This is a genomic window from Heyndrickxia oleronia, assembly GCF_017809215.1.
Classification (GTDB): Bacteria; Bacillota; Bacilli; order Bacillales; family Bacillaceae_C; genus Heyndrickxia; species Heyndrickxia oleronia.
The window spans coordinates 5,101,263-5,127,795 of record NZ_CP065424.1 but is presented as its reverse complement, the minus strand read 5'-3'; the positions used below and the strand labels follow the sequence as shown (position 1 = coordinate 5,127,795).

20 protein-coding genes, 1 pseudogene and 1 riboswitch are annotated in these 26,533 nt (G+C 36.4%); of the genes and pseudogenes, 16 read left to right on the top strand and 5 right to left on the bottom strand.

Going from position 1 to position 26,533, the window contains the following annotated elements; genetic code table 11:
* The first annotated feature begins 418 nt into the window (after positions 1 to 418).
* Positions 419 to 1,921 (top strand): malate:quinone oxidoreductase, encoded by a 1,503-nt coding sequence (locus I5818_RS25555; RefSeq protein ID WP_078110150.1) that lies wholly within the window; start codon positions 419 to 421, stop codon positions 1,919 to 1,921.
* A gap of 609 nt (positions 1,922 to 2,530) precedes the next feature.
* Here I5818_RS25555 and I5818_RS25550 read toward each other — a convergent pair.
* The gene (locus I5818_RS25550; protein WP_058005100.1) at positions 2,531 to 2,956 is read right to left on the bottom strand and encodes an SgcJ/EcaC family oxidoreductase; all 426 of its coding nucleotides are present in this window, start codon (positions 2,954 to 2,956) and stop codon (positions 2,531 to 2,533) included.
* A gap of 151 nt (positions 2,957 to 3,107) precedes the next feature.
* Here I5818_RS25550 and I5818_RS25545 point away from each other — a divergent pair, with 151 nt between their 5' ends.
* The 7 genes from I5818_RS25545 (at position 3,108) to I5818_RS25515 (ending at position 9,063) form a co-directional block, all read left to right on the top strand.
* On the top strand, positions 3,108 to 3,602 hold the full coding sequence (locus tag I5818_RS25545; RefSeq protein WP_058005099.1) for a MarR family winged helix-turn-helix transcriptional regulator: 495 nt from the start codon (positions 3,108 to 3,110) through the stop codon (positions 3,600 to 3,602).
* 276 nt (positions 3,603 to 3,878) lie between these two features.
* Positions 3,879 to 4,379, top strand: coding sequence for an RNA polymerase sigma factor (locus I5818_RS25540; protein WP_058005098.1), 501 nt, complete (start codon positions 3,879 to 3,881; stop codon positions 4,377 to 4,379).
* Positions 4,372 to 5,328 carry an anti sigma factor C-terminal domain-containing protein gene (locus I5818_RS25535; RefSeq protein ID WP_169846908.1) on the top strand — a complete coding sequence of 319 codons (957 nt, stop codon included), beginning with the start codon at positions 4,372 to 4,374 and terminating at the stop codon, positions 5,326 to 5,328. The genes I5818_RS25540 and I5818_RS25535 overlap by 8 nt, the downstream gene beginning before the upstream one ends.
* A gap of 220 nt (positions 5,329 to 5,548) precedes the next feature.
* Positions 5,549 to 6,196, top strand: coding sequence for an FMN-dependent NADH-azoreductase (locus I5818_RS25530; protein WP_058005096.1), 648 nt, complete (start codon positions 5,549 to 5,551; stop codon positions 6,194 to 6,196).
* A gap of 267 nt (positions 6,197 to 6,463) precedes the next feature.
* Positions 6,464 to 7,306, top strand: a complete 843-nt coding sequence (locus tag I5818_RS25525) for a transporter substrate-binding domain-containing protein (RefSeq protein ID WP_078110148.1) — start codon at positions 6,464 to 6,466, stop codon at positions 7,304 to 7,306.
* Positions 7,307 to 7,547: 241 nt separating this feature from the next.
* On the top strand, positions 7,548 to 8,303 hold the full coding sequence (locus I5818_RS25520; RefSeq protein ID WP_078110147.1) for an amino acid ABC transporter permease: 756 nt from the start codon (positions 7,548 to 7,550) through the stop codon (positions 8,301 to 8,303).
* A gap of 16 nt (positions 8,304 to 8,319) precedes the next feature.
* Positions 8,320 to 9,063 carry an amino acid ABC transporter ATP-binding protein gene (locus I5818_RS25515; protein ID WP_071976299.1) on the top strand — a complete coding sequence of 248 codons (744 nt, stop codon included), beginning with the start codon at positions 8,320 to 8,322 and terminating at the stop codon, positions 9,061 to 9,063.
* Between the two features lie 55 nt (positions 9,064 to 9,118).
* Here the strand turns inward: I5818_RS25515 and guaD are convergent, their stop codons facing one another.
* A complete protein-coding gene (guaD, locus tag I5818_RS25510; protein ID WP_078110146.1) occupies positions 9,119 to 10,483 on the bottom strand; it encodes a guanine deaminase in 1,365 nt (454 codons plus the stop codon).
* 200 nt (positions 10,484 to 10,683) lie between these two features.
* Positions 10,684 to 10,785: riboswitch (purine riboswitch) on the top strand.
* 157 nt (positions 10,786 to 10,942) lie between these two features.
* On the opposite strand from guaD, the gene I5818_RS25505 reads away from it, so the two are divergent.
* The 5 genes from I5818_RS25505 to manA all read left to right on the top strand — a co-directional run bounded on the left by I5818_RS25505 (position 10,943) and on the right by manA (position 18,882).
* The gene (locus I5818_RS25505; RefSeq protein WP_078110145.1) at positions 10,943 to 12,319 is read left to right on the top strand and encodes a nucleobase:cation symporter-2 family protein; all 1,377 of its coding nucleotides are present in this window, start codon (positions 10,943 to 10,945) and stop codon (positions 12,317 to 12,319) included.
* Positions 12,320 to 12,336: 17 nt separating this feature from the next.
* Positions 12,337 to 13,356: an aromatic ring-hydroxylating dioxygenase subunit alpha gene (locus I5818_RS25500; protein ID WP_078110144.1), complete on the top strand. Its 1,020-nt coding sequence runs from the start codon at positions 12,337 to 12,339 to the stop codon at positions 13,354 to 13,356.
* A 250-nt stretch (positions 13,357 to 13,606) separates the two neighbouring features.
* Positions 13,607 to 15,535 (top strand): BglG family transcription antiterminator, encoded by a 1,929-nt coding sequence (locus I5818_RS25495; RefSeq protein ID WP_078110143.1) that lies wholly within the window; start codon positions 13,607 to 13,609, stop codon positions 15,533 to 15,535.
* Between the two features lie 318 nt (positions 15,536 to 15,853).
* A complete protein-coding gene (locus tag I5818_RS25490) occupies positions 15,854 to 17,812 on the top strand; it encodes a PTS fructose transporter subunit IIABC (protein ID WP_078110142.1) in 1,959 nt (652 codons plus the stop codon).
* A gap of 89 nt (positions 17,813 to 17,901) precedes the next feature.
* The gene (gene manA / locus I5818_RS25485) at positions 17,902 to 18,882 is read left to right on the top strand and encodes a mannose-6-phosphate isomerase, class I (protein WP_078110141.1); all 981 of its coding nucleotides are present in this window, start codon (positions 17,902 to 17,904) and stop codon (positions 18,880 to 18,882) included.
* Between the two features lie 144 nt (positions 18,883 to 19,026).
* On the opposite strand, the gene ahpF is transcribed toward manA, so the two are convergent.
* Together ahpF and ahpC are read right to left on the bottom strand one after the other, a co-directional pair.
* Positions 19,027 to 20,556 (bottom strand): alkyl hydroperoxide reductase subunit F, encoded by a 1,530-nt coding sequence (gene ahpF, locus I5818_RS25480; protein WP_071976304.1) that lies wholly within the window; start codon positions 20,554 to 20,556, stop codon positions 19,027 to 19,029.
* Positions 20,557 to 20,568: 12 nt separating this feature from the next.
* Complete coding sequence (gene ahpC / locus I5818_RS25475) at positions 20,569 to 21,132, bottom strand: alkyl hydroperoxide reductase subunit C (RefSeq protein ID WP_058005086.1); 564 nt, start codon at positions 21,130 to 21,132, stop codon at positions 20,569 to 20,571.
* A 706-nt stretch (positions 21,133 to 21,838) separates the two neighbouring features.
* Between ahpC and I5818_RS25470 the strand changes: the two genes are divergently transcribed.
* Complete coding sequence (locus tag I5818_RS25470; RefSeq protein ID WP_209391834.1) at positions 21,839 to 23,413, top strand: IS1182 family transposase; 1,575 nt, start codon at positions 21,839 to 21,841, stop codon at positions 23,411 to 23,413.
* Between the two features lie 142 nt (positions 23,414 to 23,555).
* On the opposite strand, the gene I5818_RS25465 is transcribed toward I5818_RS25470, so the two are convergent.
* A complete protein-coding gene (locus I5818_RS25465; protein ID WP_058005085.1) occupies positions 23,556 to 24,314 on the bottom strand; it encodes an SDR family oxidoreductase in 759 nt (252 codons plus the stop codon).
* A gap of 143 nt (positions 24,315 to 24,457) precedes the next feature.
* On the opposite strand from I5818_RS25465, the pseudogene I5818_RS25460 reads away from it, so the two are divergent.
* Positions 24,458 to 25,023, top strand: a pseudogene (locus tag I5818_RS25460) (TetR/AcrR family transcriptional regulator).
* A 185-nt stretch (positions 25,024 to 25,208) separates the two neighbouring features.
* A complete protein-coding gene (locus I5818_RS25455) occupies positions 25,209 to 26,258 on the top strand; it encodes a DUF418 domain-containing protein (protein ID WP_078109501.1) in 1,050 nt (349 codons plus the stop codon).
* The last annotated feature ends 275 nt before the right edge of the window (positions 26,259 to 26,533 follow it).

The following is a 26,533-nucleotide window of genomic DNA, read 5'->3' as shown; positions in this document are numbered from 1 at the left end:
CAAGAAGAAAAGGAAAGAACTATTAGTGGACTCCTGCAAAATTATCATATTCATAATCAAAGAGAGGTCATATAGTAAAGAACATTTTAGTTGTGATGAGTGGTTTTGTTTATTTATATTAATATAATTTTTTGGAGTCGACGATCGATTATGACTAGAACCATTCCGATGAATGAAGCCAAAAACAGGTTAAATGATGTGGATTGTTTCTCCATTTTTTACGTAATTTTAGATATCTTATCACTCTCATACAATAGTGATATTTAAATCTATAAATAATAGTGATATACTATAATTAGGAATGAATTGATACAGAAAAGGTGTGTGTGATCAGGTCGCGCCTTGGCTTGCTTGTTACGCCGAAGAAGGAGCGTCTACATCCTTTTTTGCAAATCTAACGGTATAAGGGACGATAAAAATGAGTAACAGACAAACTAAAACAGACGTTATCTTAATTGGTGCCGGAGTCATGAGCGCGACTTTGGGATCATTACTGAAAGAATTAGCACCGCAATGGGAAATTAAAGTATTTGAGAAACTAGCAAATCCAGGGGAAGAAAGCTCTAACGAATGGAATAATGCGGGTACAGGGCATTCTGCACTGTGTGAGCTTAATTATACAACTGAAAAAGCTGATGGATCTATCGATATTACGAAAGCGATTAAAATCAATGAGCAGTTTCAGCTTTCAAGACAGTTTTGGTCTTATCTTGTAAACCGTGAACTGATTCATAATCCACAAGACTTTATCATGCCAATTCCTCATATGAGTCTAGTCCAAGGGGAAAAAAATGTAACGTTTTTGAAAAAGCGTTTTGAAGCGCTTTCAAATAACCCGTTGTTTCAAGGGATGGAATTCTCTGATGATCCTGATAAACTAAAGGAATGGATTCCACTTATTATGGAAGGTCGTACCGATAATGAACCAATAGCAGCAACCAAAATTGACTCTGGAACAGATGTTAACTTTGGTGCTTTAACACGCATGTTATTTGACCACTTAAAGAGTCTAGACGTTGAGATTAACTATAAGCACGCGGTAAAAGATATTAAACGTACAAGCGAAGGCTTATGGGAAGTGAAAGTACACAATAATGAAAGCGGTAGTACTGAATACCATACAGCTAAATTTGTCTTTATCGGCGGTGGAGGCGGAAGTCTACCATTATTACAAAAAACCGGAATTCCTGAATCTAAGCATATCGGAGGCTTCCCGGTCAGTGGCTTATTTATGGTTTGTAATAATCCTGAAATTGTTGAACAGCATCATGCAAAGGTATATGGTAAAGCGAAGGTTGGCGCACCTCCAATGTCTGTTCCACATCTTGACACACGATATATCGACAATAAGAAATCATTGTTATTTGGACCATTTGCCGGCTTTTCACCGAAGTTTTTGAAAACGGGTTCAAACTTAGATTTAATCCGTTCTGTAAAACCGAATAATGTATTGACGATGTTGGCGGCAGGCTTCAAAGAGATGGCATTAACAAAATATCTAATCCAGCAAGTATTGTTATCAAATGAAAAGCGTTTGGAAGAGCTAAAAGAGTTTATCCCGAATGCTAAACTTGAGGATTGGGATATCGTCGTTGCAGGACAACGTGTGCAAGTAATTAAAGATACGGAGACAGGCGGTAAAGGTACACTACAATTTGGTACCGAAGTTGTTACTGCATCGGATGGATCGGTAGCTGCATTGCTTGGTGCTTCACCGGGTGCTTCCACTGCTGTTCATGTTATGCTTGAAGTATTAGAAAAATGCTTCCCGCAATACATGATGGAATGGGAGCCGAAACTAAAAGAAATGATACCTTCTTATGGTATGTCTTTAATGGAAAATCCAGAACTTTTACAAGAAATTCATACCTCAACAGCACAAGCACTTGGGCTAAGTCAACAAGAATTAGCTTATAGTTAAGAATGAATAAAGAATCTTTGATCTATCATTAGATTAAGGATTCTTTTTTTGCGTTTAGAGAGGTAAAAATTGGTGATAAAGAACAATTGCGAGAGTTTAATAGCTGATATTGAAAACGTTAATCTTATTTTCGTAATTAATCAAGGGGAGATCATTGAAGGAGGTACTCATCACGAGCTATTGCAGAAATAAGGATTTTATTCTCCGATGTATGAGAGTCAGTTTAATATCTGAAGTGAAAAATGATTAACTCTTTGAAAAAAATGTTTAGTTTATTGATCATTCAGAGTATGTTGTTATCATCAGAATAAATTCCAAAGAAAAAGACATCTTCCAATTAAAAATGTACCCCGTTAATAACGGTCCATTTTAGTTTGGATGGATGCCTATTAAGAGCGTTCGGTTAGGTGTGATGGCTGGAACATGTAAAATAATAAGAGCCTTTTTTCCGAATTAGGGTATCCGGGTAGATTAAAGGCTAAAGTACCATCTATAGCGGAAATTATTCTTCGTTGCTTTACTATTTTTACGTGATTTGTCAGTAGATTAGCTAAACCATAACGGAATAGACCAATCAAGGAACTTAGTTCAAATAGATTTGGTGAGGGATTAATTCCTTCCGCGAGGTATCTCTTGAATGCGACAATTATGGAAAGCTGTTATTTTCCATTCTCCGTTTTGTTTCAACACCACATTTGTATTAATGGATCCTCTATCATTAGGATCTTGAGCAGGCTGTGCGAGTTGCACTTCACCGATTGCATGAATAATTGCAACCTCGGGAGTGATGAAGCGCGGCTGTATATCGGAAGATGAGGTGGATATCATGATGGATCCTTTAAGAGGTCCATTAAATAACATTTGGTGAACTTCAGTAATTTGTTCTCTCCCTTTTAATCGTTGCCCCATAAACGTTACGTAATCAGCATCTTCCGTAAAACAATTCCCGTAAGCAATCCCGTCTCCTATATTCCATGATTTAGACAATTGTGCAAATAACTCATTAATGGACATTAGATCTTTTTGATTTGTCATTTTTTCCTTTCCTTTCTTAGTTAGTTGTTTGGGGTGCAAAAAGTTATGTGTTATACTAATGCAAATAATACATCTTAATCATTATGAATTCTTATTTAATTAATTATCTTAATCGATTAAGATAACTTTATATTAACTTGGAGGTTATGTAATGTCAAGAGAAATTTTTCCAACTGATTTTCCTGAAATTCCTATGATACAGAAGGCATTGCTTCACGAATTGCGACAAAACAGTGCGAGAGCGGTCATGTTACATCAACTAATTTCTGAAAAAATGGGTCTTAATGCTACCGATCATAAATGTCTTGATTATTTAAATCGAACGGGCCCCGTCACTGCCGGCCAGCTGGCAGACATTACTGGTTTAACAACAGGAGCAGTTACAAATATAATTGATCGATTGGAAAAGGCAGGATATGTAATTAGGGATAAAGATCCAAATGATCGAAGGAGGGTTGTTGTCAAACCTATACCGGAGGGTTCAGCACAACTTTCACCTATGTTTCATTCGATTATGCAATCAACGCTTAATATCATTTCACGGTACAATGAGCAGGAAATTCTTCTGATCCTTGACTTTATCAGGCAGTGTAATGAAATGACTTTAGTTGAAATGAACAAAATGAAGACGGAAAGTGATTTGTAAATAAACTATTTTACAAAATGCGAATTAATGATGCGTAAGAGTGCTTCTAGTGATATAACGAAGGGAGCGTTTTATTGATGCAGAGGCAGTTTTACCAGATGTAATTTATTATAATAAAGAGCCTGTTATACAGTGGGTTGGGCATGGATTTAAAATCCTTATAGCCTAATCCTTTTTTTTACAGGGAAATTTATCTGAAGTAAATAATTTTATTTCGAGAAATTTTTTTTGTTAACCTTTTAGGAATTGAAACGTTTTAATGGTGGGAGGTCCGAAATGAATGATTCCATGATGGGAAAAAAACTTAACGAAGTACTAAAATTTGTTTACTCTTATCTATTAAAAATGGGTGCTTCAAAGGAAGATGCAGAAGACATTATTCAAGACACTGCTTATAAATTCTTACAATATATTGATTCTGTCGGAATTTCTAACGTACAAAGCTGGCTGTTTAGAGTAGCAATTAATCAATATTATGATATGACCCGAAAAAATTCTAGACGGAGAGAAATTTTATTGTTCAACTTACAAGAATTATTTGAGGAAGAGACGCCAGAAAAATTACTTTTACAAAGTGAATTAGAGAAAGACATCCATGAACTGTTAAACAAATTAAAACCGAAACATCGTCAATTACTTCTTCTTAAATATAGTACCGGATTGAAAATAAATGAAATAGCAGATCTATTAGGTATGAAAGAAGGATCGGTTAAGACAATTCTACACAGAGCCAGATGCGAATTTATTGAACAATATAGGAGGTATGGTAATGAATAAAGAAAATGAATTTTTACCAAAAGATTTAGAGTTTGAGAAATTAGTAAAAAAGGCAAAGAGACGTTCAATGACAAAAATGGTGTTGATTTCATTAATTATAAGCTTAATCGTTTTTACTGGTTTATATCTTGTGGGTGATAAGATTATGAATATGAAAATAGAAAAGGAATTTATAATGGATTCAACTTGGAATGAGATATTAGGAGCAAATGTTGAAGAAGTAAAGGGAACCACTTATAACTATTCTCCAATATCAGCAACAGCAAAAACAAAATTAGTGAAGAAAGTTGGAGGGGTACCAATACCGTGGGGGGAAAAGGAAAGAGTCTTTACTATTTTGGGAACGTCGAGATTGATTACGGATGTTCCACCGAGATCAGGTAGTATAAAGGATGAGCGTATCCCTTTATATTACCAAGGAGAAAGAGTCATTGAATTCTATCACCCAGACGTTATTTATAAGAAGATTTTTGATGATAGAGATTTGTTGAATCAAATTGATGATAACAAAGTTGTTGAAATGGCATTTTCATTTAATAAGGGATATTCAATCGAAGAAGTTGATAAAATTTTTAAAGATCAATTAGCATGGTATTGGGTAGATACCTATAGTAAGGAGGATACGAAGGAGTACAGCAAGTTAAATGAAGAGAATTCAAGTGGATACACCATAAATGGATTTGAAGCATATGGATTTAAATATAATAATAGTTCAGCATCTACTTTTATATCTAATCTTCAATTGATTAAATCAAAAAGTGGAGAGTATCAAGATGAAGCAACTGAAATTTATAATAACATTACGAATAACGGTAAGGATAAATTGGCACCCAAGAGCCTTAAAATTATTGGTGTCGTAGTTACAGGAAAACCAAGTGATTTAAAAAAGTATAATGACACATCTATCATTCGAGGTGCTACGTTAGGGGCAACAACCGATCAGTATTAAAATGATAGAACAAGGGTGTCCCCTTTACAGAGAGGAAAGAAAATGTATCCATTCTACAATGGATTAGTATAGGAACTTTTAGTGGAGCAGAATTCCAAACAAATTCATATGAGGGTGTTATAATAAGTATTTGGAAAGTATAAAGCAGTGCTATCCAAATACAAAAATTTATTTTAACTATTATATTTTTTATTTCAATATAATAATAGGAGGCTCTTTTATGAATGTTTTAGTTGTTAAAGCAAATAACCGCCCAGCAGCGGAGGCTGTTTCCAGCAGAATGTATGAAACTTTTATGGACGCATTAAAAGGTGCGGAAAATTTGAATGTGACTACATATGATGTATTCGCTGAGGATACACCTTATTTTGGTCAAGATATATTTAATGCTTTTGGAAAAGTGAATAACGGTGGAGAATTAACTGATATAGAACAGCGTCTCTTAAATGCGAAACAAAAAGCAATGGATGCGTTAACTGCTGCAGATGTAGTTGTATTTGCATTCCCATTATGGAATTTAACTATTCCAGCTAAACTACAAACTTTTATCGATTATGTATACGCTGCAGGATTTGCATTTAAATATGATGCTGATGGTAACATGATTCAATTAATGACGGATAAAAAAGCCATTTTCTTAAATGCACGTGGCGGAATTTATTCTACACCAGAAATGGCACAGATGGACATGTCTGTTAATTATATGCGTAACGTATTTGGCGGTATATTTGGTATGGAAATTATCGATGAAGTCATTATCGAAGGCCATAATGCTATGCCTAATAAAGCAGAAGAAATCATCCAAGAAGGATTACGTAAGGTTACAGAGGCTGCTAATAAACTAGCAAATCAAGTGGCTTTAGTGTAAATTTTTTTTGTATGCCATTAAAAATACTGAACGTACTTTGAGATTAAAAGTTATTCGATAAGAAGTAAACGTCAATATGAGATGATCAACCAGCAAAGCTCATTTGACTCCCAAAAATAAAATTTAATCATAATAGAAAAGGCTTGAGTTTGACTCAGGTCTTTTTTTATTTTAGAACTACTTGAACAAATTAGAAAATTCCGATAATATCAAAGATAGGCACATAAATTATTAATATACGGACGAATCGGGGGGAGAAACGTATTCATGAGAAAAAAACGATTAGTTTTTATGGCAATCTCCTTAACAATTATACTGCTATTAGCAGGATGTGGTACTAGCGAAAAGGAAACGGTGGGGACAAAAACAAAAGATGAAGAAACATTTAAAGTAGGTCTTGAAGCTGGGTATGCTCCATTCAACTGGACACAGAAAGATGATTCCAATGGCGGAGTAAAAATTGATGGCAGTGCAGAGTATGCAGGTGGTTATGATGTGGAGATTGCTAAAAAAATAGCTGAAGGTTTGGGGAAAAAACTTGTAATCGTTAAAACCGAATGGGATGGCCTTGTTCCAGCATTAACCTCTGGAAAAATCGATGCCATCATAGCAGGAATGTCACCAACAGCAGAGCGCAAAAAGACGATCGATTTCTCGGATATCTACTATAAATCAAATTTAGTAATGGTCGTTAAAAAAGGTGGGAAATATGAGACAGCAACTTCTATTCAGGACTTCAGTGGCGCTAAAATAACAGCTCAATTAAATACATTCCACTATTCAGTCATTGATCAAATTAAAGGTGTAAATAAGCAGCCAGCAATGGATAATTTTCCGGCAATGAGGGTAGCGCTGGAATCAGGAGTCATTGATGGATATGTATCCGAACGTCCAGAAGGAGTTAGTGCTGAATCTGCTAACAAAAACTATAAAATGGTTGAATTTACTGATGGATTTAAAACATCAGATGATGATACGGCTATCGCTGTAGGTATTAAAAAAGGCAGCAGTTTAACAGATGAAATTAATAAAATTTTATCAGGGATCTCAGAAGAGGAACGTTCAAGCATTATGGATACTGCTATTAAAAATCAACCAGCAGCAAATTAATAAGGAGTGAAGCCGGGTACATATATGCACCCGGTTTTGTTGGTTCTGTTAGATTGTAAATATCTTATATACGATTTTTATCATATTCTTAAGCCGTTTCTACTTGTTGTCTTTTAGGTCTATTGTCTATCTCATATGAATACAAGTGGTCAGGGCTTGTTTTCGCCATATTTTATGAAAAAAATTTATAACATTGAAATAAGAATGTAAAGTGGTTTTGGTGCGAAAAAGGGGGATAAATATGACTTTTGATTGGTTAATGAAGATTGTTACAGAAAATTGGCCAATGTTCATCCGCGGTGCGGGGATTACAATGTTGATTTCTATTGTGGGTACCATTCTTGGATTTATCATCGGTTTAATAATAGGAGGGATACGGACAATTCCTCTGCCTGAGAGAGGAGCAAAGAGAGTTTTTCTTAAAGTGATACGTGCAATATTCTCTACCTATATTGAAATATTTCGTGGTACACCGATGATCGTACAAGCAATGGTTATTTTTTATGGATCAGCTTTAGCATTTGGTGCAGACATGGACCGTCTATATGCTGCCTTCCTCATTGTATCGATTAACACTGGGGCGTATATGGCAGAAATCGTCCGTGGCGGGATTCTCTCGATTGATAAAGGTCAGTATGAAGCAGCACAGGCAATTGGAATGAACCATTTTAGAACGATGTTCCATATTGTCCTACCTCAAGCCATTCGTAATGTTATACCATCAATTGGAAATCAGTTTGTTATTAATATTAAGGATACCTCTGTTCTCAATGTCATCTCTGTATCAGAATTATTTTTCCAAACAAAATCAATCGCGGGAAATAACTTTAGATATTTTGAATCATTTTTTGTTGCTTGTGTGCTTTACCTAATTATGACCATAACCGTATCACGAATATTAGCCTATATCGAAAAGAAATTAGATGGACCGGAAAATTATTCTCAAATTGTAGTAGAGGCACCTGAAGATATGTACAGGAAAAATGTCAGTCAATAGTCGAGGAGGAGATGATATGGAAAAAATCTTAGAATTTCAGCATTTAAGTAAAACCTTTGGAAGCAATGAAGTGTTAAAGGACATTAATTTTTCAGTTAATAAAGGGGAAGTAGTTTGTATTATTGGTTCGTCTGGGTCGGGAAAGTCTACACTTCTTCGTTGTGCGAATCTATTAGAAAAACCGAGTGGCGGTCAAATTCTCTATAAGGGTGAAAACATTTTAAGTAAAGATCGCGATATTTCTGAATATCGTACGAAATTAGGAATGGTGTTTCAGCAATTTAATTTATTTAATAATTTTAATGTACTTGGAAATTGTGTAGTAGGGCAAATGAGGGTGTTAAAACGTTCCCGAGGAGAGGCAGAAAAGCTGGCACTGAAATATTTAAAAGTTGTTGGAATGGATCAATATATTCATGCAAGACCAAAACAATTATCAGGGGGTCAAAAACAGCGTGTAGCTATAGCAAGAGCACTCTCTATGGAACCAGATGTAATGTTATTTGATGAGCCCACTTCAGCCCTTGATCCTGAATTGGTAGGAGAGGTTCTAAAAGTTATGAAAGAGCTTGCCGGCAGTGGCCTCACAATGTTAATAGTTACCCATGAAATGGGATTTGCAAAAGAAGTTTCAAACCGTGTAGTGTTTATGGACAAAGGAGTAATTGCAGAGGAAGGAAGTCCAGAACAAATCTTTAATCATCCTACACAAGAACGGACAAGAGAGTTTTTGAAACGTACACTAGCACAAAATGTGTAAGAAAGGGGGTCAGTCCCCCACTGCTTTAAAGCGGTGGGGGACTGACCCCACCTTTTTATCTTGAATGCACTTTTTCACCTTGAACCCAGACTTCTCGAATGTTTTCTGGTCGAGTATTATACATGATTTTTTGGAAGATATCATATAGATCTTCATTTGGATCGAAGATTGGGAGCTTTGCAGAAGGTACGTTTGTGTCGATAATTTGTACATCCCATGTATAGTTTTCTTGTATTCTTCCAATAGGTAGGCTTAAACTTTCTCCACCGCCTGCTGTTGCGAAGTAAAAGGCTTCATTAATGGTAATGCGAGAATTAGGCACGCCACGTTCTTCTGCAGGAAGGGCATTATTGACTCCATCTTCTAGCATTCTCGAAGAGACAACAGATTGTTTTGCGTTATCGTAAAGACTAGGAGTGGCACCAGCTGAAATATCCGTTCCTAAGCCAATATCAATTCCTTTGTCTCGGAAGCGGGCAATGGGAATGACACTATTGGCAAAATAAGCATTTGATAAGGGGCAATGACCAATGGCTGTTCCCGTTTTAGCAAATAATTCTGCATCATCATCGTCTAAAAAATTGCAATGTGCCATGACCGACTTATCACCTAATAGTCCAAAATCATGTAATGCAAAGGCATCATGTTTATGGAACCGATTTTGGACATATTCATGCTCCCAATCACTTTCACTACAATGTGATTGGATATGTGTATCATACTTTGCCGCCAATTCACCTAATCCTTTAAGAGCCTCAGTTGTGCAGCTAGGAATAAAGCGTGGTGTAACAACAGGGTATACCCCTTGTTTTACCTGCTTCGCTAACTCTTGAACAGCTAAAATGAATTCTTCAGTATCTGCTAATGCTGTTTCTGTATTTATATCTCGGTAATAGTCAGGATTTTGTTCTGGATCATCCATCACCACTTTTCCAACCAAACCTCGCTGTCCTTTCTTTGCGCATATTTCTGCAAGTAAGAGACTTGCCTCCTTATGTACCGTTGCAAAGTAAAGTGCCGTTGTTGTTCCATTCGCGAGCAAGGTTTGAACTAAATCTTCATAGACAGTTGCCGCGAAGTCTAAATCTGCATATTTAGCTTCTAATGGAAATGTGTATGTATTTAACCAATCATGTAGTGGAAGGTCCAGTGCTGTTCCAGATTGTGCCCATTGTGGGGCGTGAACATGTAAATCGACAAAACCAGGCAGGAAATACTGGCCATCTGCAAGGCGATGAAAATTATCTCTGCCTTGATATTTATCTAGAAATAACTGGTATTCTTCGTTCTCTGGGACAACTATTTTTTCAATGATGCCATTCTCATTTACACAGAATAGGCAATCTTTCAAAATAGTAATTTCTTTTGATGTATGACTAGTGAAAGCTGTTCCTTGGAAAATTTCATAACATTTATCCATGATTACCACCTTAATGTTCGTCTTTTTCTATAATAGTCAGTATAATTGTTTGAAATTTTGATGTCTACAAAATTATTTCCGTTTTTTTTAGGAAATTGCCATTCTACGCTTAGAAATAAACTTTTTATATTTATTAGTAATTGGAAATAAAGAAATTTGTCTTGCATTTGATAAAGTTAATGCTATACTGATAACATTCAAAAAAATTAAATATCGTTTTTCATATAATCGTAGGGATATGGCCTACAAGTTTCTACCAGTTTACCGTAAATAAACCGACTATGAAAAGCAGAGTGAAGATAGTCTCCAGTTTATAGGAGGTTTGTCTTTTCTTTCGTATTTCATTGTGAAAGCTCGAAGTACATTGCTTTTCTACGTTGTGGAGGGGCAAGTGCTTTGAGCTTTTTTATTTAGGCTTTGATTATATGGATGTACTGAAAATGTATAGGAGGCTAGATGATGGAAAGTATTGCTAGAGAACGAGAAACAGAGAAAATAGGGACAGATGTTGGTGACCATACGGAGAATATTTCTATTTTACAATCGATTTTTTTAGGCCTCCAACAAGTATTAGCAATGGACCTTTTTATTCCACCTATGGTTTTAGCCGGATTATTATCATTTTCAGTTACTGAAAATGCTTTGCTCATTCAAATGACATTTATTGCTTGTGGGATTGCAACAATTATTCAAGCAGGAATAGCAATGAAGCTTCCTGTTATGCAGGGTCCTTCCTTTGTCCCACTAAGTGCTCTTGCCGCCATTGGAACAACATCTGGTGTTGGTGCGATGATAGGAAGCTTAATACCTGGGGCCTTGTTAATAGCTATATTGGGTTATCCAATGAAAGTATTTAGTAAAGTAGTAAGGAAATTTATCCCGCCAATTGTTGCAGGGACAGTTATCGTTGTTGTTGGTATTTCTCTTATGCCTAGTGCCATAAATTCTATTTATACTGCACAAGGTAGTTTTGGAACAAATATGTTTATTGCCCTTATAACAGCAGCTGTTCTGATTTTCTGTATGTATGTTGGCGAAAAATCTAAAACGAAATTTAGATATATTAAAGTTGCGTCTGTTATTTTAGCATTAGGTATTGGAACGATTGTTGCCTCGTTTTTTGGTTTAGTTAATTTTTCATCAGTTGGGAAGTCTGCTTGGTTTCAGATGCCAAGTATCTTTGCATTTGGAAAACCGACTTTTAACATAGATGCCATTCTCATTATGTTAGCTATTTACTTTATTATCATGATTGAAACGACTGGTACATGGTTTACTGTTAGTAAAGTGACTGACGAACATCTTGATGATAAACGATTAAATGGGGGAGCGTTTGGAGAAGGTTTAGGATGCTTTCTCGGTTCTTTCTTTGGTGGGACACCTGTAACAGGTTATTCCTCTAATGCAGGGATTATTGCAATTACAGGTGTTAAAAGCCGTAAGCCAATTATTGCTGGTGGAGTGATTTTAATTTTATTAGGAATGATGCCAAAACTTATGAATGTGATTGCCAGCATTCCTTCAGTTGTCATTAATAGTGTTTTTGCCATTCTTTGTGTAGTGATTATGATGAATGGATTTAAAGTGATTAAAGAAGTTCCTTTTACAGAAAGAAATATGTTGGTTATCGGTGTTTCTATCATGCTTGCGTTGTTTGCAGTACTTATGCCAGCTAATATCTTAAATGGATTACCAAATTTAGTGACATATTTTGTCTCATCTGGAACGGCGATTGGTGCTATTACTGCATTGGTACTTAATTTGATACTTCCTCAAAAGCTGGAAGATAGAGGGGTTGCAACTAAGATGACAGAAGTAAGTGCAAAAGTAAATTAGAAGAGGGGAAATCTATTATGCAACAAGATCGATTATGGAATGAATGGCATCCAGTTTGTAAGGCAGAAGAGTTATTAGATGATCCAAAACAGGTATTTGTTCTAGGTGAGCGTGTGGTAATTTTCCGTAATGAAAAAGGGGTACATGCATTTAAGGATTTATGTATTCACCGTGGAGCTGCACTTTCACTCGGAAAAGTAAAGGATGGGAATTTGGTTTGTCCGTATCATGCATGGGAATATAATTCTGAAGGAACATGTGTAAAGATTCCTGCATTACCGTGTAAAAGACCGATTCCTAAGAAGGCTAGAGCAACGGTTTATCATTGCCAGGAACAATATGGCTTAATTTGGGTTAATTTAGGCGATGAACCTTCACCTATGATCTCTTATCCTGAATATCATACAGAGGGCTATCGTACAGCTATTTGTGGACCTTATGAAGTAAAGGCAAATGCACCGAGAATTATCGAAAATTTCCTAGACGTTTCACATCTTATGTTTGTTCATGAGGGGATGCTTGGAGTCGAAGATCATGCTGAAGTTATGGATTATGATGTAGAGTTTATCGATAATCGTTTTATTACGAGTAAAATTCCCGTATACCAACCGAATCCTGATGGAAGGTCAAAAGGTGGATACGCAGATTATATTTATGAAATATTAAATCCAACAACTGCCCGATTTACTAAAACAACAGAAGGTTCAGATGAGGAATTTACGATTTTGCTCGTTGTAAATCAGGAAGATAAAGAACAAGCAAAGGCATTTATGCTATTGACTCGAAATTATGATTTAGATAAATCAGATGATGCGTTTATTGAATTTCAGGATATTATTTTCAATCAAGATTTAGACATTGTCGAAAGTCAAAAACCTGAACTTCTCCCATTAGATTTACAGGCAGAAATGCACCTTAAATCTGATGCACTAACTATCGCTTATCGTAGATGGCTGAATGAGCTAGGGGTAGAAAACGGTGTAATCGCTCTTAGTGATGAAAAGCGAAGTAAGCGTAAATCATCTTTAGTACAATAAAAAACTATTAATAAAATCATTATCAATGAACCGGCATAGGAGGATTCCATGGCCGGTTTTTTTACTTTTATATTGCGTTTAGGAGAAGGGATAGACAAAATTTTAACTGATTAATAATGTCAATGGTATAAACGATGGTAGGTGCTAAAAACTATAGTAGAATATATGTAATCTTACTTTGTCAATTGATTCGTTATTGAAATAAAGTTAAACTTTGCATATATCGCCATTTAAGAGCAGGTGCAACTAGATGAATAATAGACAGAAGGAATTGTTGAGAAGATTGCTCATTCAAGAAGAAGGGGCATTGCATATTAAAGATTTGGCTTCAGAGCTTGATTGTGCGGAAAAGACAATCCGGAATGATTTGGATCGGTTGGAGGAATTTTTGCTTGAGTTCCCTAATGCCGGTTTAATTCGTAAGCCTGGTTTAGGTATTTCTATTGCTATTGATGATGATAACCGTAAAGATATTTTACACCGTCTTCTTTCAAATGAGCCAAAAACTATGGAAGAGCGGCTATTTGAAATGGCCTTTCAACTGTTGACGAATAATAAGCCGACAACATTACAGTATTGGGCGGATCGTTATTATGTTCCAAAAGCAGCAGTTAAGAAAGACATTGATATCATTAGTAATTGGGTACAACGTTTTGACCTTGAGCTCATCACAAAGCAACGGTTTGGAAATACGATAGAGGGGTCGGAGTTAAAAAAGCGAAATGCATTAGCCCATTTATCCGAGCTCATTCCATCTACTTCAAGTGCCAAAAATTTGGTACTAGATTTATTTTTGCCATATGAAATTACGATTGTGAGAAATGCATTGCATGATTTAAAGAATCGATTTTCTCTTACTTTTACAGATGGTGCTTTGGAGAGTTTGCTTGTACATACGCTGATTATGATTAAACGTACTCGACAAAGGGCGCAAGTATTTATCCAAGGGTTCGAAAAAGAGAGTGCAGAGAAGAGTCAAGAATACAACTATACAAATTGGTTTTTCGAACAACTTGAATCAGTTTTTCGGTTAGTCTTTCCTGATGAGGAGCGGGTTTATTTTACCTGGCATCTCATGAGTAGCAAACGAATGGAAGAGGAATTAGAACGGATATTAATAAAGGATGAAGAAACGACCAGAATTATGAATACACTGATATACAAAATGGAAAATCTGACCCAATTACCATTTGTGGCAGATCCCATTTTAGCAAGTGGACTAGCTGTTCATATGCATTCTGTTATTAATCGCATCAAGTATGGCTTTCCAATTACAAACCCATTGTTTGAAAATATCAAACGCATGTACCCGTATATGTTCAGTATGGTCATACTGGTTCTCGAGGAACTAAACACCACTTTTTCTATCGACATCCCAGAAGATGAGGCAGCATACATCGTACTTCATTTTCAAGCCTCTCTTGAACGTATAGAAGGAGGAAGAGAAGAGAAAAAAAGAGCATTGATTGTTTGTCACATGGGTATTGGCATGTCACATTTGTTGGAGGCGAAGATTAAACAACAGTATCAGGGCATTGAAATTCTGGCCTGTATTAGTAAAACTAAGGTGAAAAATTACGTAGAAATTTTCCAACCTGATTTTATCATTTCAACCGTACCACTTGAAAATGTGAAGAGTGAGTATATCGTTATTTCCCCGCTCTTTGGACAGGATGACAAGCAGAAATTGCGTCAATTTGTTGAGGGGTTAGTCAACAAACGTAAGTCCATTAATACAAATAATGTATTGTCGCAATACTTAGTGAATGATCTTATGTTCTTTAATGTAGAAAAAGAGCATCGTTATGAGGTTGTGGAAATGTTGGCCAGGGCTCTTTTTGAAAAAGGATATGTTAAAGAAGAATTTATACGTAATGCTATCAAACGGGAGCATTCATCTGCAACGGCCATTGGTGGAAGTATTGCCATACCGCACGGGGATCCGTCATTAATTCAAACATCCGCTGTTGCGACAGCAATTTTAAAAAAACGTATGGAATGGGGTAATGAGCAAGTATCACTTGTATTTATGTTGGCAATTTCGAAGGAAGATCAAGGAGATATTCGTGAAGTGATCGGGAAAATTGCCTCCCTAAGTCAGTCACCATTGGTGGGACTCGCATTAACTGGGGCAAAAGATTATCAGGACTTTTTAGGAATATTGGAGAAGAAACAATAATCAATTTACTCATTGGCCACAATGTATTGTGGCCATTTTGCTTTTTCAAAAGGCCATTCATTTGGAGTGATATTCGGATGTTCCTATAGTCGTTAGTAAAGGCTATTTTCTACAAACATTGTTGCTACTTAGTTAAAGTCTTAACGTATAGATATAGGTTGAATATCCGCAATCCCCATCAATTCACTGAAAAAAAGCCTTATTAAAAAAACGATTTTTACCACAGCCTCCGGTAAAAATAAAAAAAATTAATTCATTCATCTAGTTTTATTATATAAGTAAGCGATTACTACAGAGAATTATAGGAGGATAAACAGCATGGGGAAAATATTAGCTGTTACAGTATGTCCAGTTGGAATTGCCCATACATATATGGCTGCTGAGAACTTGCAAAAAGCAGGCGAAGCGTTGGGCATCGATATAAAAGTAGAGACACAAGGATCGATTGGTGTAGAAAATGCATTAACCGAAGACGAAATAGCTGAAGCGGATGGTATTATTATTGCAGCAGATAAAGAAGTACCGAAAGAACGTTTTGCCGGTAAAAAGGTTATTATCACGGGAGTTCAGGACGGTATCCGCAAGCCAGAGGAATTAATAAAGCGGATTCAAAATGGTGATGTCCCTGTTTACAAGCCCCAACTAGCTGCTGCCAATGGGGCGAAAAAAGGGAAATCGAAGGAAAACCCAATATATAAGCATTTAATGAGTGGTGTCTCATATATGGTTCCTTTCATTGTTGTTGGGGGATTATTGATTGCACTTGCTCTGATGCTTGGAGGGGAACAAACACCAGGAGGAATTAAAATTCCTGACGGTTCTTTTTGGAAACATGTTGAAAGCATTGGTTCCACTGCATTCATGTTCATGGTCCCTATTCTTTCCGGTTTTATAGCGGTAAGTATTGCAGACCGTCCTGGACTTGTGCCAGGTATGATTGGTGGTTATATTGCAGCGAACGGAAGTTTTTATGGAAGTGAAGCCGGTGCAGGTTTTATCGGCGGGATTATTGCTGGTTTCTTAGCAGGTTATGTGGCACTTGGAATTAAAAAAATAAAAGTACCAAAGGCTGTTCAGCCTGTAATGCCGATCATTTTTATTCCGATCATTGCATCAGTGATTGTTGGTTTATTGTTTATATTTGTCATTGGTTCACCAGTTGCACATGTGTTTGAAGCACTAACTGACTGGCTTGCGGGTATGCAAGGTGGAAGTTCGATTTTGTTAGCGTTAATTCTTGGAGCAATGATTGCTTTTGATATGGGTGGTCCATTTAACAAGGTTGCTTTTCTTTTTGGTTCATCGATGATTGCAGAAGGAAATTATGAAATTATGGGACCAATTGCGGTTGCTATTTGTATTCCGCCAATTGGACTTGGACTTGCAACATTCATTAATAAACGCAAATTTACGCAAACGGAAAGAGATGCTGGAAAAGCGTCCTTTACTATGGGTTTATTCGGAATTACAGAAGGTGCCATTCCTTTTGCTGCCCAGGATCCGCTCCGTGTTATTCCAAGTATTATGGTTGGGTCAATGGTTGGTTCAGTCATCGCAATGCTTTCAAAAGTAGGGGACAGTGTAGCACATGGTGGTCCAATTGTTGCAGTACTAGGTGCTGTTGACCATGTGATAATGTTCTTTGTTGCGGTAATTGTCGGTGTAATAATTACGGCCATTATGGTAATTGCTTTGAAAAAGAATGTGGAAGCTGTGCCTGTTACAATTAGTGAGGATTCAAATGATGCTGAAAGTGTACATGAAAAAACAGTTCGACATACAGATACTCAAAGAACTGAAGTCGCCTCTTTGAACAGTGAAATTCATAAATTAACAGATATTACTAGTATAGAATTAATTGAAACAAATTTAATGGGAATAAATCGTGATGATGTAATAGATGAAATCATTTCGAAGTTTGCTTCAAATGGAATTGTTCGCTCTAAACAGGAATTTAAACAAGCAATCTTAAATCGCGAAGCAGAAAGCTCTACTGGACTGGGAATGAACATTGCTATACCACATGGTAAATCCAATACGGTTAACCGTCCTGCCGTTGCTTTCGGAATCAAACGTGACGGTGTCGACTGGAACAGCCTAGACGGAACACCAGCAAAACTAATCTTTATGATAGCCGTACCGGAAGAAGCTGCCGGAGATGCCCATCTAAAAATACTCCAAATGCTATCACGAAAACTAATGGATGACGAATTCCGAAAACAACTCCTAAAAGTAAATTCTAAGCAAGAAGCTTATAAATTATTAGAGAGTATTTAAAAGCATAGGGACGGTTCTCTTGCTTCCTTCTGTATCTGAAGTATAAGCATAAGAACCGTCCCCTCGCTTCAAATGGAGGTTAATGTTTAATGTATAAAAATGAGCCAATCTTTTTACAGCCTGTATTTCAAGAGAGGATTTGGGGAGGGAAGAAGCTGAGAGAAGAGTTTAATTATGATATTCCGTATGAGAGGACAGGGGAGGCGTGGGTAATTTCTGCACATCCGCATGGTCCAAGCCATATTATTAATGGCCCTCTTGCAGGGAGAACATTGGCAGATGCATGGAATGAGCATAAGGAGTTATTTAATAAACCTAATGATTATCAAGGAGAATATCCCTTACTTATAAAGATCTTGGATGCAGCTGATGATTTATCCGTACAAGTCCATCCCAATGATCAATTTGCCCGTGAAGTGGAAGGGGTTCCGTATGGTAAGACCGAATGTTGGTATGTGTTGAGTGCTGAAGAAGGAGCGGAACTTGTGTTAGGGCATCATGCTAAAACAGCAGAGGAATTGGCGCAATTGATTGATCAAGGTGAATGGGAGCAGCTCTTAAGACATGTGAAAGTAAAAGGTGGAGATTTTGTCTATGTTCCAAGTGGAACGATTCACGCGATTGGAAAAGGTATTGTTATCCTTGAAACACAGCAAAGTTCTGACATAACCTATCGAGTTTATGATTATGACCGAACAGATGCCTCTGGTCAAAAGAGAGAATTGCATCTAGGTCGCTCAAAACAAGTGACCACCGTTCCACATAAAGATGTTGTGGTCCAACAAACGGAGAAGGTAAATGGTGATTTAATCGACAAGAAATTAGTTGAGGAACAATATTTTACTGTGCATCATTGGCAATTAAATGGACGGGCTGTCTGTGACATGGATAAAAACTTTTTACAGGTAAGTGTAATAGAAGGACAGGCAGTTCTTACCAGTAATGAAACGTCCTTTACTATCGAAAAAGGGACCCATTTTATCTTACCGAATGGTATTCAACAATATACATTGGAAGGGAAAGCAGAATTAATTGTTTCTCATGAATCAATAATACCGAAGGATGAATGATCTAAATCCCTATAAAATTATATATCTCCACATTTCAGTGGTTTATTGGCCATAATGATTGGTAATAAACATCATTCAAATGAATGAGGGAAAAAAAAAGTCACTGTGCTACCAAAAATTTGATAGCGCAGTGACTTTGTTCTATTAATTTCTGATTAAATAATCGAATGCACCTAAGGCTGCATTTGCACCTGAACCCATGGAAATAATAATTTGTTTATATGGGCTATTCGTGCAGTCTCCTGCAGCAAATACTCCAGGTATGCTCGTTGCTCCACGATTATCTACTACAATCTCGCCCATTCTAGTACGTTCAACCGTATCACCTAACCAATCAGTATTTGGAACAAGACCAATTTGAACGAAGACTCCTTGTAATTCTACATGATGCTCTTCTTCTGTCTCACGGTCTATATAGGTAATTCCGTTTACTTTATCAGTACCGGTAATTTCCTTCGTTTGTGCGTTCTTAATAACTGTAACGTTTGGAAGGCTGTAAAGGCGATCTTGTAATACAGAATCAGCTTTTAGTTCTGCTGCATATTCAATAACTGTTACATGCTTGACAATACCTGCAAGGTCAATAGCTGCTTCTATACCTGAATTACCACCGCCGATTACGGCAACGTCTTTTCCTTCAAATAATGGACCATCACAGTGAGGGCAATATGCGACACCTTTGTTTTTGAACTCGGCTTCTCCAGGAACTCCGACATTGCGCCAGCGAGCACCTGTTGAAAGAATGACTGTTTTACTCTTTAGAACAGCACCATTTTCAAGCTCGATTTCAACAAAGTCTTTTTTCTCTAAGCGCTTAGCACGTTGAGAATTCATGATATCGATATCGTATTCTTTCACGTGTTCTTCAAGGCTTGCAGCGAGCTTAGGACCTTCAGTGTATTTCACGCTAATGAAGTTTTCAATGCCCAGTGTATCCATGATCTGACCGCCAAAACGGTCAGCCACAATACCTGTACGAATGCCTTTACGTGCTGCATAGATCGCTGCACTGGCACCAGATGGACCTCCACCAACAACAAGCACATCAAATGGGTCCTTATCTGAGAACTCAGAGGCATCAGCAGTATTCCCCATTTTAGTAAGAATTTCTTCAAGTGTCATTCTACCGCTACCAAAGGATTCGCCATTTAGGAAAACCGAAGGTACAGCCATAATGCCTTTACTTTCAACTTCTTCTTTGAAAGCCGCACCGTCAATCATCGTATGGGTAATGCCAGGATTGAGAACACTCATAATGTTCAAAGCTTGTACAACATCTGGGCAGTTATGACAACTTAGGCTAACATATGTTTCAAAATGATATTCGCCTTCGATGCCTTTTACTCGATCGATTAAGCTTTGGTCTATCTTTGGAGCTCTTCCACTTACTTGTAAAAGAGCTAGCACGAATGAAGTAAATTCGTGACCAAGAGGAATACCAGCAAAAGCGATCCCAGTATCTTCGCCAATGCGATTGACACTAAAGCTTGGTGTTTTCGCTAATGTTGTTTTCTCTATTTTTATTTTTGGTGACATGGTTGCTAACTCATCAACTAGAGATAGAATGTCATTTGATAACTTATCGGATCCTGCACTAACTTTAAGTAGTACATCATTTTCCAATAGTTGTAGATATTGATTTAATTGTGCCTTAATATCTGCATCCAGAATCATTTATAGCACCCCTTAGATTTTCCCTACAAGATCAAGGCTTGGTTTAAGTGTTTCTTCGCCTTCCTTCCATTTAGCTGGGCAAACCTCACCAGGATTGTTACGAACATATTGTGCTGCTTTAATTTTGTTAATAAGTGTGCTAGCATCACGGCCAATACCATCTGCATTGATTTCAATTGCTTGGATAACACCATCAGGATCAATGATGAATGTACCACGATCAGCTTGTCCTAATTCTTCAATGAATACATCGAAGTTGCGAGAAAGAACATGCGCAGGGTCACCAATCATTGTATAAGTAATTTTACCGATTGCTTCTGATGTATCGTGCCATGCTTTATGTGTGAAATGAGAATCTCTTGATACAGAGAATACTTCAACTCCTAATTCTTGAAGAGCTGGATATTGTTCTTGAAGGTCTTCAAGCTCTGTTGGGCAAACGAAAGTAAAATCAGCTGGGTAGAAGCAAACAACACTCCAGTGACCTTTTAAATTTTCTTCAGTAACTTCCATGAAATCACCGTTTCTGTATGCTTGTGCTTTGAATGGTAATACTTCTTTTCCGATTAAAGACATTAGTAAATTCCTCCTAGTTGAGTTTTAATTTATAAAATAGGTAGTTAGGACATAAAGTCATAACTATTAAAAACTAAATATAATTCTGCTTTTGATTATAATTAGTTTTTTATAATAATTATAATTCAAAAACCATTATCATATAGATCTTAATGATTTGTCAAGGAAATAAACTTTTATTATTAATATCGGCTGTTTCCTTTTAGTTTGCTTGCTTTTGTAATAGCCAACTGTCGGCTTTTACAGCTAATAAAGGATCACGCGGTTCTTATGCGGATGGTCAGACTTTTCTCAGTAAATTTTAAAGGTGTGGCGATCTTCGGCCGATAGTTTTTCGTTTGAACTTTACTTAAATAGCAACAATGTTTGAGAAAAGAGTCTAATATTAATTGGTGTAATCAATATAAGATTATTAAATTCTTATTAGCATTCTATATTGTAAGTGGAAATAGGAATTGACGTTATAGTGAGGATGTAAGGCAATTTTCAATTGATATTATTATTTCTCAATTAACAAATATTATACATACCGGCTCTGATAGAAGAAAAGAGGCTGGGACAAAACCCACTTCTGAGATGAAAAAGCCGGTGAAATTTTACGACAAGTAAAATTTCACCGGCTTTGATTATTTTTTGAATAAAAATAAGGACCACTTCTGATAAAATTAAGTCACCACAACAAAATTATACAGAAAGAAGGATCCTTATGTTTAAAAATTATACCATGAATCAATTAGTTTTGCCTTTAGATTTAGAAGTAAAATTACAAAAAAATGATATTGCCTTTCATATCCATCATCTAGTTGAAAGTATTCCTCATGAAGTTTTCGAACCATTTCTGCGAAATGAGGGCTGTCCTGCTTATCATCCACGCATGATGCTTAAAATTATTTTATGTGCCTACACCCAATCTGTCTTTTCTGGGAGAAAAATTGAAGCCCTATTAAAAGACAGTATCCGGATGATGTGGCTAGCTCAAGGATATGAACCAAGCTACCGTACAATCAATCGATTCCGTGTTCATTCAGATGTGAAAGAATTAATTCGCCAATGTTTCGTCCAATTTCGTTGCCAATTAATCGAAGAAAAACTAATCGATCAAGAAGCAATTTTTATTGATGGTACAAAGATTGAAGCAAATGCGAATAAATTTACGTTTGTCTGGAAGAAATCGATTGAGAAATATCATCACAGTTTAATTGAAAGGTCAAACCAGCTATATAACGAGCTACTTGAGAACGAAATTATACCTGAAATTGAACGGGAAGGTGATGAACAATTATCATTGAAAGAGCTCTCTCAATTGGTTGAAAAAGTGGACAATGTCGTAGCCGAGTATGATAAACAAATTGAAGAATCATCAGACGTTCCAGAACGAAAAGCTTTAAGAAGTGAACGCAAATACCCGAAACAAGTGCGTAAACAGTTGATTGATTTTGTCTTACGAAAACAAAAATACCAACGAGACTTTGAAATCTTTGGCACACGTAATAGCTATTCTAAAACAGATCTGGACGCGACATTTATGCGAATGAAAGATGATTATATGCAAAACGGACAATTGAAAGCTGGCTACAATGTACAAATCGCAACGGAAGGGCAATACACGCTTGCCTATAGTTTATTTTCAAACCCAACAGATACACGTACGTTAATTCCATTTCTTGATGAAATCGAGAACCATTATTTCGTGTTACCGAAACATATTGCCGCAGATGCAGGTTATGGTAGTGAACAAAACTATAATGATATCCTTTCGAACAGAAAACGAGAAGCACTGATTACGTATAATCTATATTTGAAGGAGCAAAAGAAAAAGTACAAACAAAACCCATTGAATCCCGATAACTGGCAGTATTGTGAAGAAACAGATACATATATATGCCCTAACCAGAAACGTCTTGAATTTCACTATCATTCTGTCCGTACTGATCGTACAGGATTTCAACGAAGGTTCAAGATCTACGAGTGTGAGGACTGTTCGGGATGTCCATTCCGTTCATCATGTACAAAAGCTAAAGAAGGCAACAATCGAAAACTAATGGTGAATGAACAATGGGAACAACAAAAAGAATATGTGAGAGCGAAGCTTTCAGAAGAGAAAACGAGCACCATCTATCGAAAACGCAAAATCGATGTGGAACCAGTTTTTGGATTCTTGAAGGCTAATTTGCGTTTCACTCGATTTTCTGTACGAGGAAAATCGAAGGTAGAAAATGAAATGGGACTCGCATTAATGGCCGTGAATTTAAGAAAATTCACGGCCAAACAACTACGGTAATAGAAGAATCAACACACAAAAATAGAAAAAGTTGAATTTGAGTTCGCTCAAATTCAACTTTTCACTATTTGAAGCTAGTTATGTCCCAGCCCCTCTTGTTTTGGATTTTTATTAAATCCTCCTGCTATTTAGAAATATAAAGTTAATAAGCGGTCCAACCACCATCTACAGCAATAACCTGTCCATTAACAAAGCTTGATTCATCTGACCCTAAAAAGATAGCCATTTGTGCAATTTCTTCAGGTTGGCCGGCACGGGGATTAATAGCTAAACCTAATGATTGACGACCTGCACCAAATTCACTCACATTTGTCATCGTTGAAGCAATATTTGTTATAACTGCTCCTGGAGCAATACCGTTGCAACGGATATTTTTATCTGCATACATGAAGGCTGTGTTTTTTGTAAGGCCTACGACAGCATGTTTTGAAGCAGTATAAGCAGCACCAGCACGTGCACCATATAGACCACCGGCAGAGATATTATTAACTATAGTTCCATGTCCTTGTTCTAAAAAGAGATTGATTGCGATACGCATAGATTTCATAACTGCTAATGTATTTACAGCGAATACTTTTTCCCAGCGTTCATCTGTAACTTCTCCTACGGGCTCCATGCCATCCATGATGCCAGCATTATTAACAAGGATATCTAATGTTCCAAAGGCTTGTTTCGTTTCAGTGAATAAACGTTGTAGATCATCGTCAGAAGCTACGTTTGTTTGGACGGCGATTGCTTCTCCACCTGATGCCTTAATTCCTTCAACAACTAATTTTGCACCATCTAAGTTTAAGTCTGATACAACAACCTTTGCACCTTCTTTTGCATAACCTTCTGCAATTGCCTTACCCATACCTGATGCAGCACCAGTGATAATAGCTACTTTTCCATCTAATCTCATTCGAAATGCCCCCTTTAATTTTATTGTACAGTTGTTCAATAAAAATTATAATAAAGTTGGACAGACGCCTACAATTACAAAATAACGATATTTGTTCAATAATTAACACAAATTAAAAAATATGTTCAATAAGAGGTGATAAAATGAGTACCGATTTGCGTATCCAGAAAACGAAAGAGGCATTGCATCGTGCATTATTAGAATTATTGAAGGGAAAAACTCTAGAAGTTATCACAGTCTCGGAAATTTGCAGGAAAGCATTTAGGTCAGTCGAGGTACATTTTATTTACATTATTCAAATATCGAGGAATTATTTGAGGAGTATTTTAAGGAGATAACCGCGGATTTAATCAATTCTTATCAAGAACCGTACCGCCACGTATCCGTGTTAAAAACGAGCGAATTAGATCCTTCCACTATTCGGATATTTCATCATATCGAAAAATATCAACCTTTCTACAAAATTATCTTTTCAAAAAAAATTCCATTGACGTACTATTATTTATTATTTGAAACAATTAATCATTTATTGCTTCAAGATACAGAAGCAATCATTAAAAGTGGAATCAATCGACAGCTTTATTGTGCTTATCAAGCTAATGCTATGATTGGTATGATTATACATTGGTATCAGAATGATTTTTCATATAGTGTGAACGATTTAAATAGTCAACTCGTTCAAATATTAAATATGAAAATAACTACTTAATCATGTAGACAGTAAATGGGACAATAACAATCATTAAACAAATGTTTTTGGATTATATTAGAGCCTAATTATTATAGGCTCTATTTTTTATTGTTAAGGTTAATGTAAGGTTCAGATTAAAAGGGTGTAAGGTTTGTTTATTAAACTAATTATATTCACATTATTTTAGTAGAGGAGTTTATTGTATGAAACCTTCCATTCCTCAGAAAGAACGTATCTTGTCTCTAGACATTATCCGTGGTATAGCATTATTTGGCATACTACTAATTAATGTCGGGGCATATAAAATCATTATGGGTGAAGAAAGTCTTCCTGTTTACAGTGGTTTTAATAGGATTGTCGACACACTCATTGACATGTTTATTGAGAAAAAATTCTTTTCAATCTTTTCATTTTTATTTGGTGTAGGGTTTTATATTTTTGCATCACGTGCTGAAAGCCGTGGAGATAAGCCGCGTTGGAGGTTTGCTAGGCGTTTAATCGCCCTTTTCCTCATTGGGATCATCCATTTAATTGTTTTTTGGGGATCGATCTTATCCATATATGCAATAATTGGCCTCTTCCTTCTACCTTTTTATCGAGCAAGGGTGTCAACAATTAGTAGGTGGTTAGGAATGATAATTGTTTTTTATATTCTTTCGATCGTAATGAAACTATTTGCTCCAGACATGGGAGTATTATCTAATATTTTTGCCTTTATAGGAAATGATGCAATTGCTATTTTCATCATGTTCTTATCAGGATTTCTAGCTGCTAAAGCAGATTGGATCCGTCATGTTCGTGAACTATCCAGACAAATAAGACTAATACAAATGGTGACATTCCCTTTATTCATTGGTTTCTCAATCTGGATTTGGTTTGCCTCTCAAGCAGATGATCAAAATATCCAATCAATTATTGGGCTTGGATTAATACCGACCACCTATTTTTACCTTGTAAGCTTATTTTCTATCTTAGAACATAAGCAGATCACAAAATTTCTTCAGCCAATTGCACATGTTGGTCAAATGGCATTTACAAATTATTGGGCGCAAAGCTTTATTGGGTTGGGAATCATTTCATTAATGGGGCTTGAAGTAGTGTCACCAAGTAACATTGTGATCATTTCAATCGTCATTTATGTGATCCAAATGTGTTATAGTGTCATCTGGTTTAAGTTCTTCAAGATGGGGCCATTAGAGAAGGTATGGCGATTTATGACATATGGGAGGAGATTTCCTGCCACAAAGAAATGAGTTGCTATTTAATAGAAATGAAAACTGAGTTAGACAAGTCCTCTAAGTTGTAGGACTGTCTAACTTACATTCTATAGATTACACATAGACTGAAGCTTTCTTTATATCCTTCCAATAGAAGTTGTATTCATTATATTTATTATCTTAGGCTTTTTACTAATCTTCCATCATTGCCTACTCATTATCTTTTTTATTGTTATCTACCTTCTTATTTTTATTCTCCTCAACCAACATCTCGGGAAACATGCTCTCTGCAATCATAAGATCCTGTTTAT

What these genes read in the sequence shown, in the direction of transcription:
- I5818_RS25455 (WP_078109501.1), top strand. Translation starts at nt 25,209, where the DNA reads ATGAAACCTTCCATTCCTCAGAAAGAACGTATCTTGTCTCTAGACATT.
- I5818_RS25490 (WP_078110142.1), top strand. Translation starts at nt 15,854, where the DNA reads ATGGGGAAAATATTAGCTGTTACAGTATGTCCAGTTGGAATTGCCCAT.
- I5818_RS25555 (WP_078110150.1), top strand. Translation starts at nt 419, where the DNA reads ATGAGTAACAGACAAACTAAAACAGACGTTATCTTAATTGGTGCCGGA.
- I5818_RS25505 (WP_078110145.1), top strand. Translation starts at nt 10,943, where the DNA reads ATGGAAAGTATTGCTAGAGAACGAGAAACAGAGAAAATAGGGACAGAT.
- I5818_RS25515 (WP_071976299.1), top strand. Translation starts at nt 8,320, where the DNA reads ATGGAAAAAATCTTAGAATTTCAGCATTTAAGTAAAACCTTTGGAAGC.
- guaD (WP_078110146.1), bottom strand. Translation starts at nt 10,483, where the DNA reads ATGGATAAATGTTATGAAATTTTCCAAGGAACAGCTTTCACTAGTCAT.
- I5818_RS25470 (WP_209391834.1), top strand. Translation starts at nt 21,839, where the DNA reads ATGTTTAAAAATTATACCATGAATCAATTAGTTTTGCCTTTAGATTTA.
- I5818_RS25520 (WP_078110147.1), top strand. Translation starts at nt 7,548, where the DNA reads ATGACTTTTGATTGGTTAATGAAGATTGTTACAGAAAATTGGCCAATG.
- manA (WP_078110141.1), top strand. Translation starts at nt 17,902, where the DNA reads ATGTATAAAAATGAGCCAATCTTTTTACAGCCTGTATTTCAAGAGAGG.
- I5818_RS25465 (WP_058005085.1), bottom strand. Translation starts at nt 24,314, where the DNA reads ATGAGATTAGATGGAAAAGTAGCTATTATCACTGGTGCTGCATCAGGT.
- I5818_RS25530 (WP_058005096.1), top strand. Translation starts at nt 5,549, where the DNA reads ATGAATGTTTTAGTTGTTAAAGCAAATAACCGCCCAGCAGCGGAGGCT.
- ahpC (WP_058005086.1), bottom strand. Translation starts at nt 21,132, where the DNA reads ATGTCTTTAATCGGAAAAGAAGTATTACCATTCAAAGCACAAGCATAC.
- I5818_RS25535 (WP_169846908.1), top strand. Translation starts at nt 4,372, where the DNA reads ATGAATAAAGAAAATGAATTTTTACCAAAAGATTTAGAGTTTGAGAAA.
- I5818_RS25500 (WP_078110144.1), top strand. Translation starts at nt 12,337, where the DNA reads ATGCAACAAGATCGATTATGGAATGAATGGCATCCAGTTTGTAAGGCA.
- I5818_RS25525 (WP_078110148.1), top strand. Translation starts at nt 6,464, where the DNA reads ATGAGAAAAAAACGATTAGTTTTTATGGCAATCTCCTTAACAATTATA.
- I5818_RS25540 (WP_058005098.1), top strand. Translation starts at nt 3,879, where the DNA reads ATGAATGATTCCATGATGGGAAAAAAACTTAACGAAGTACTAAAATTT.
- I5818_RS25545 (WP_058005099.1), top strand. Translation starts at nt 3,108, where the DNA reads ATGTCAAGAGAAATTTTTCCAACTGATTTTCCTGAAATTCCTATGATA.
- I5818_RS25495 (WP_078110143.1), top strand. Translation starts at nt 13,607, where the DNA reads ATGAATAATAGACAGAAGGAATTGTTGAGAAGATTGCTCATTCAAGAA.
- ahpF (WP_071976304.1), bottom strand. Translation starts at nt 20,556, where the DNA reads ATGATTCTGGATGCAGATATTAAGGCACAATTAAATCAATATCTACAA.
- I5818_RS25550 (WP_058005100.1), bottom strand. Translation starts at nt 2,956, where the DNA reads ATGACAAATCAAAAAGATCTAATGTCCATTAATGAGTTATTTGCACAA.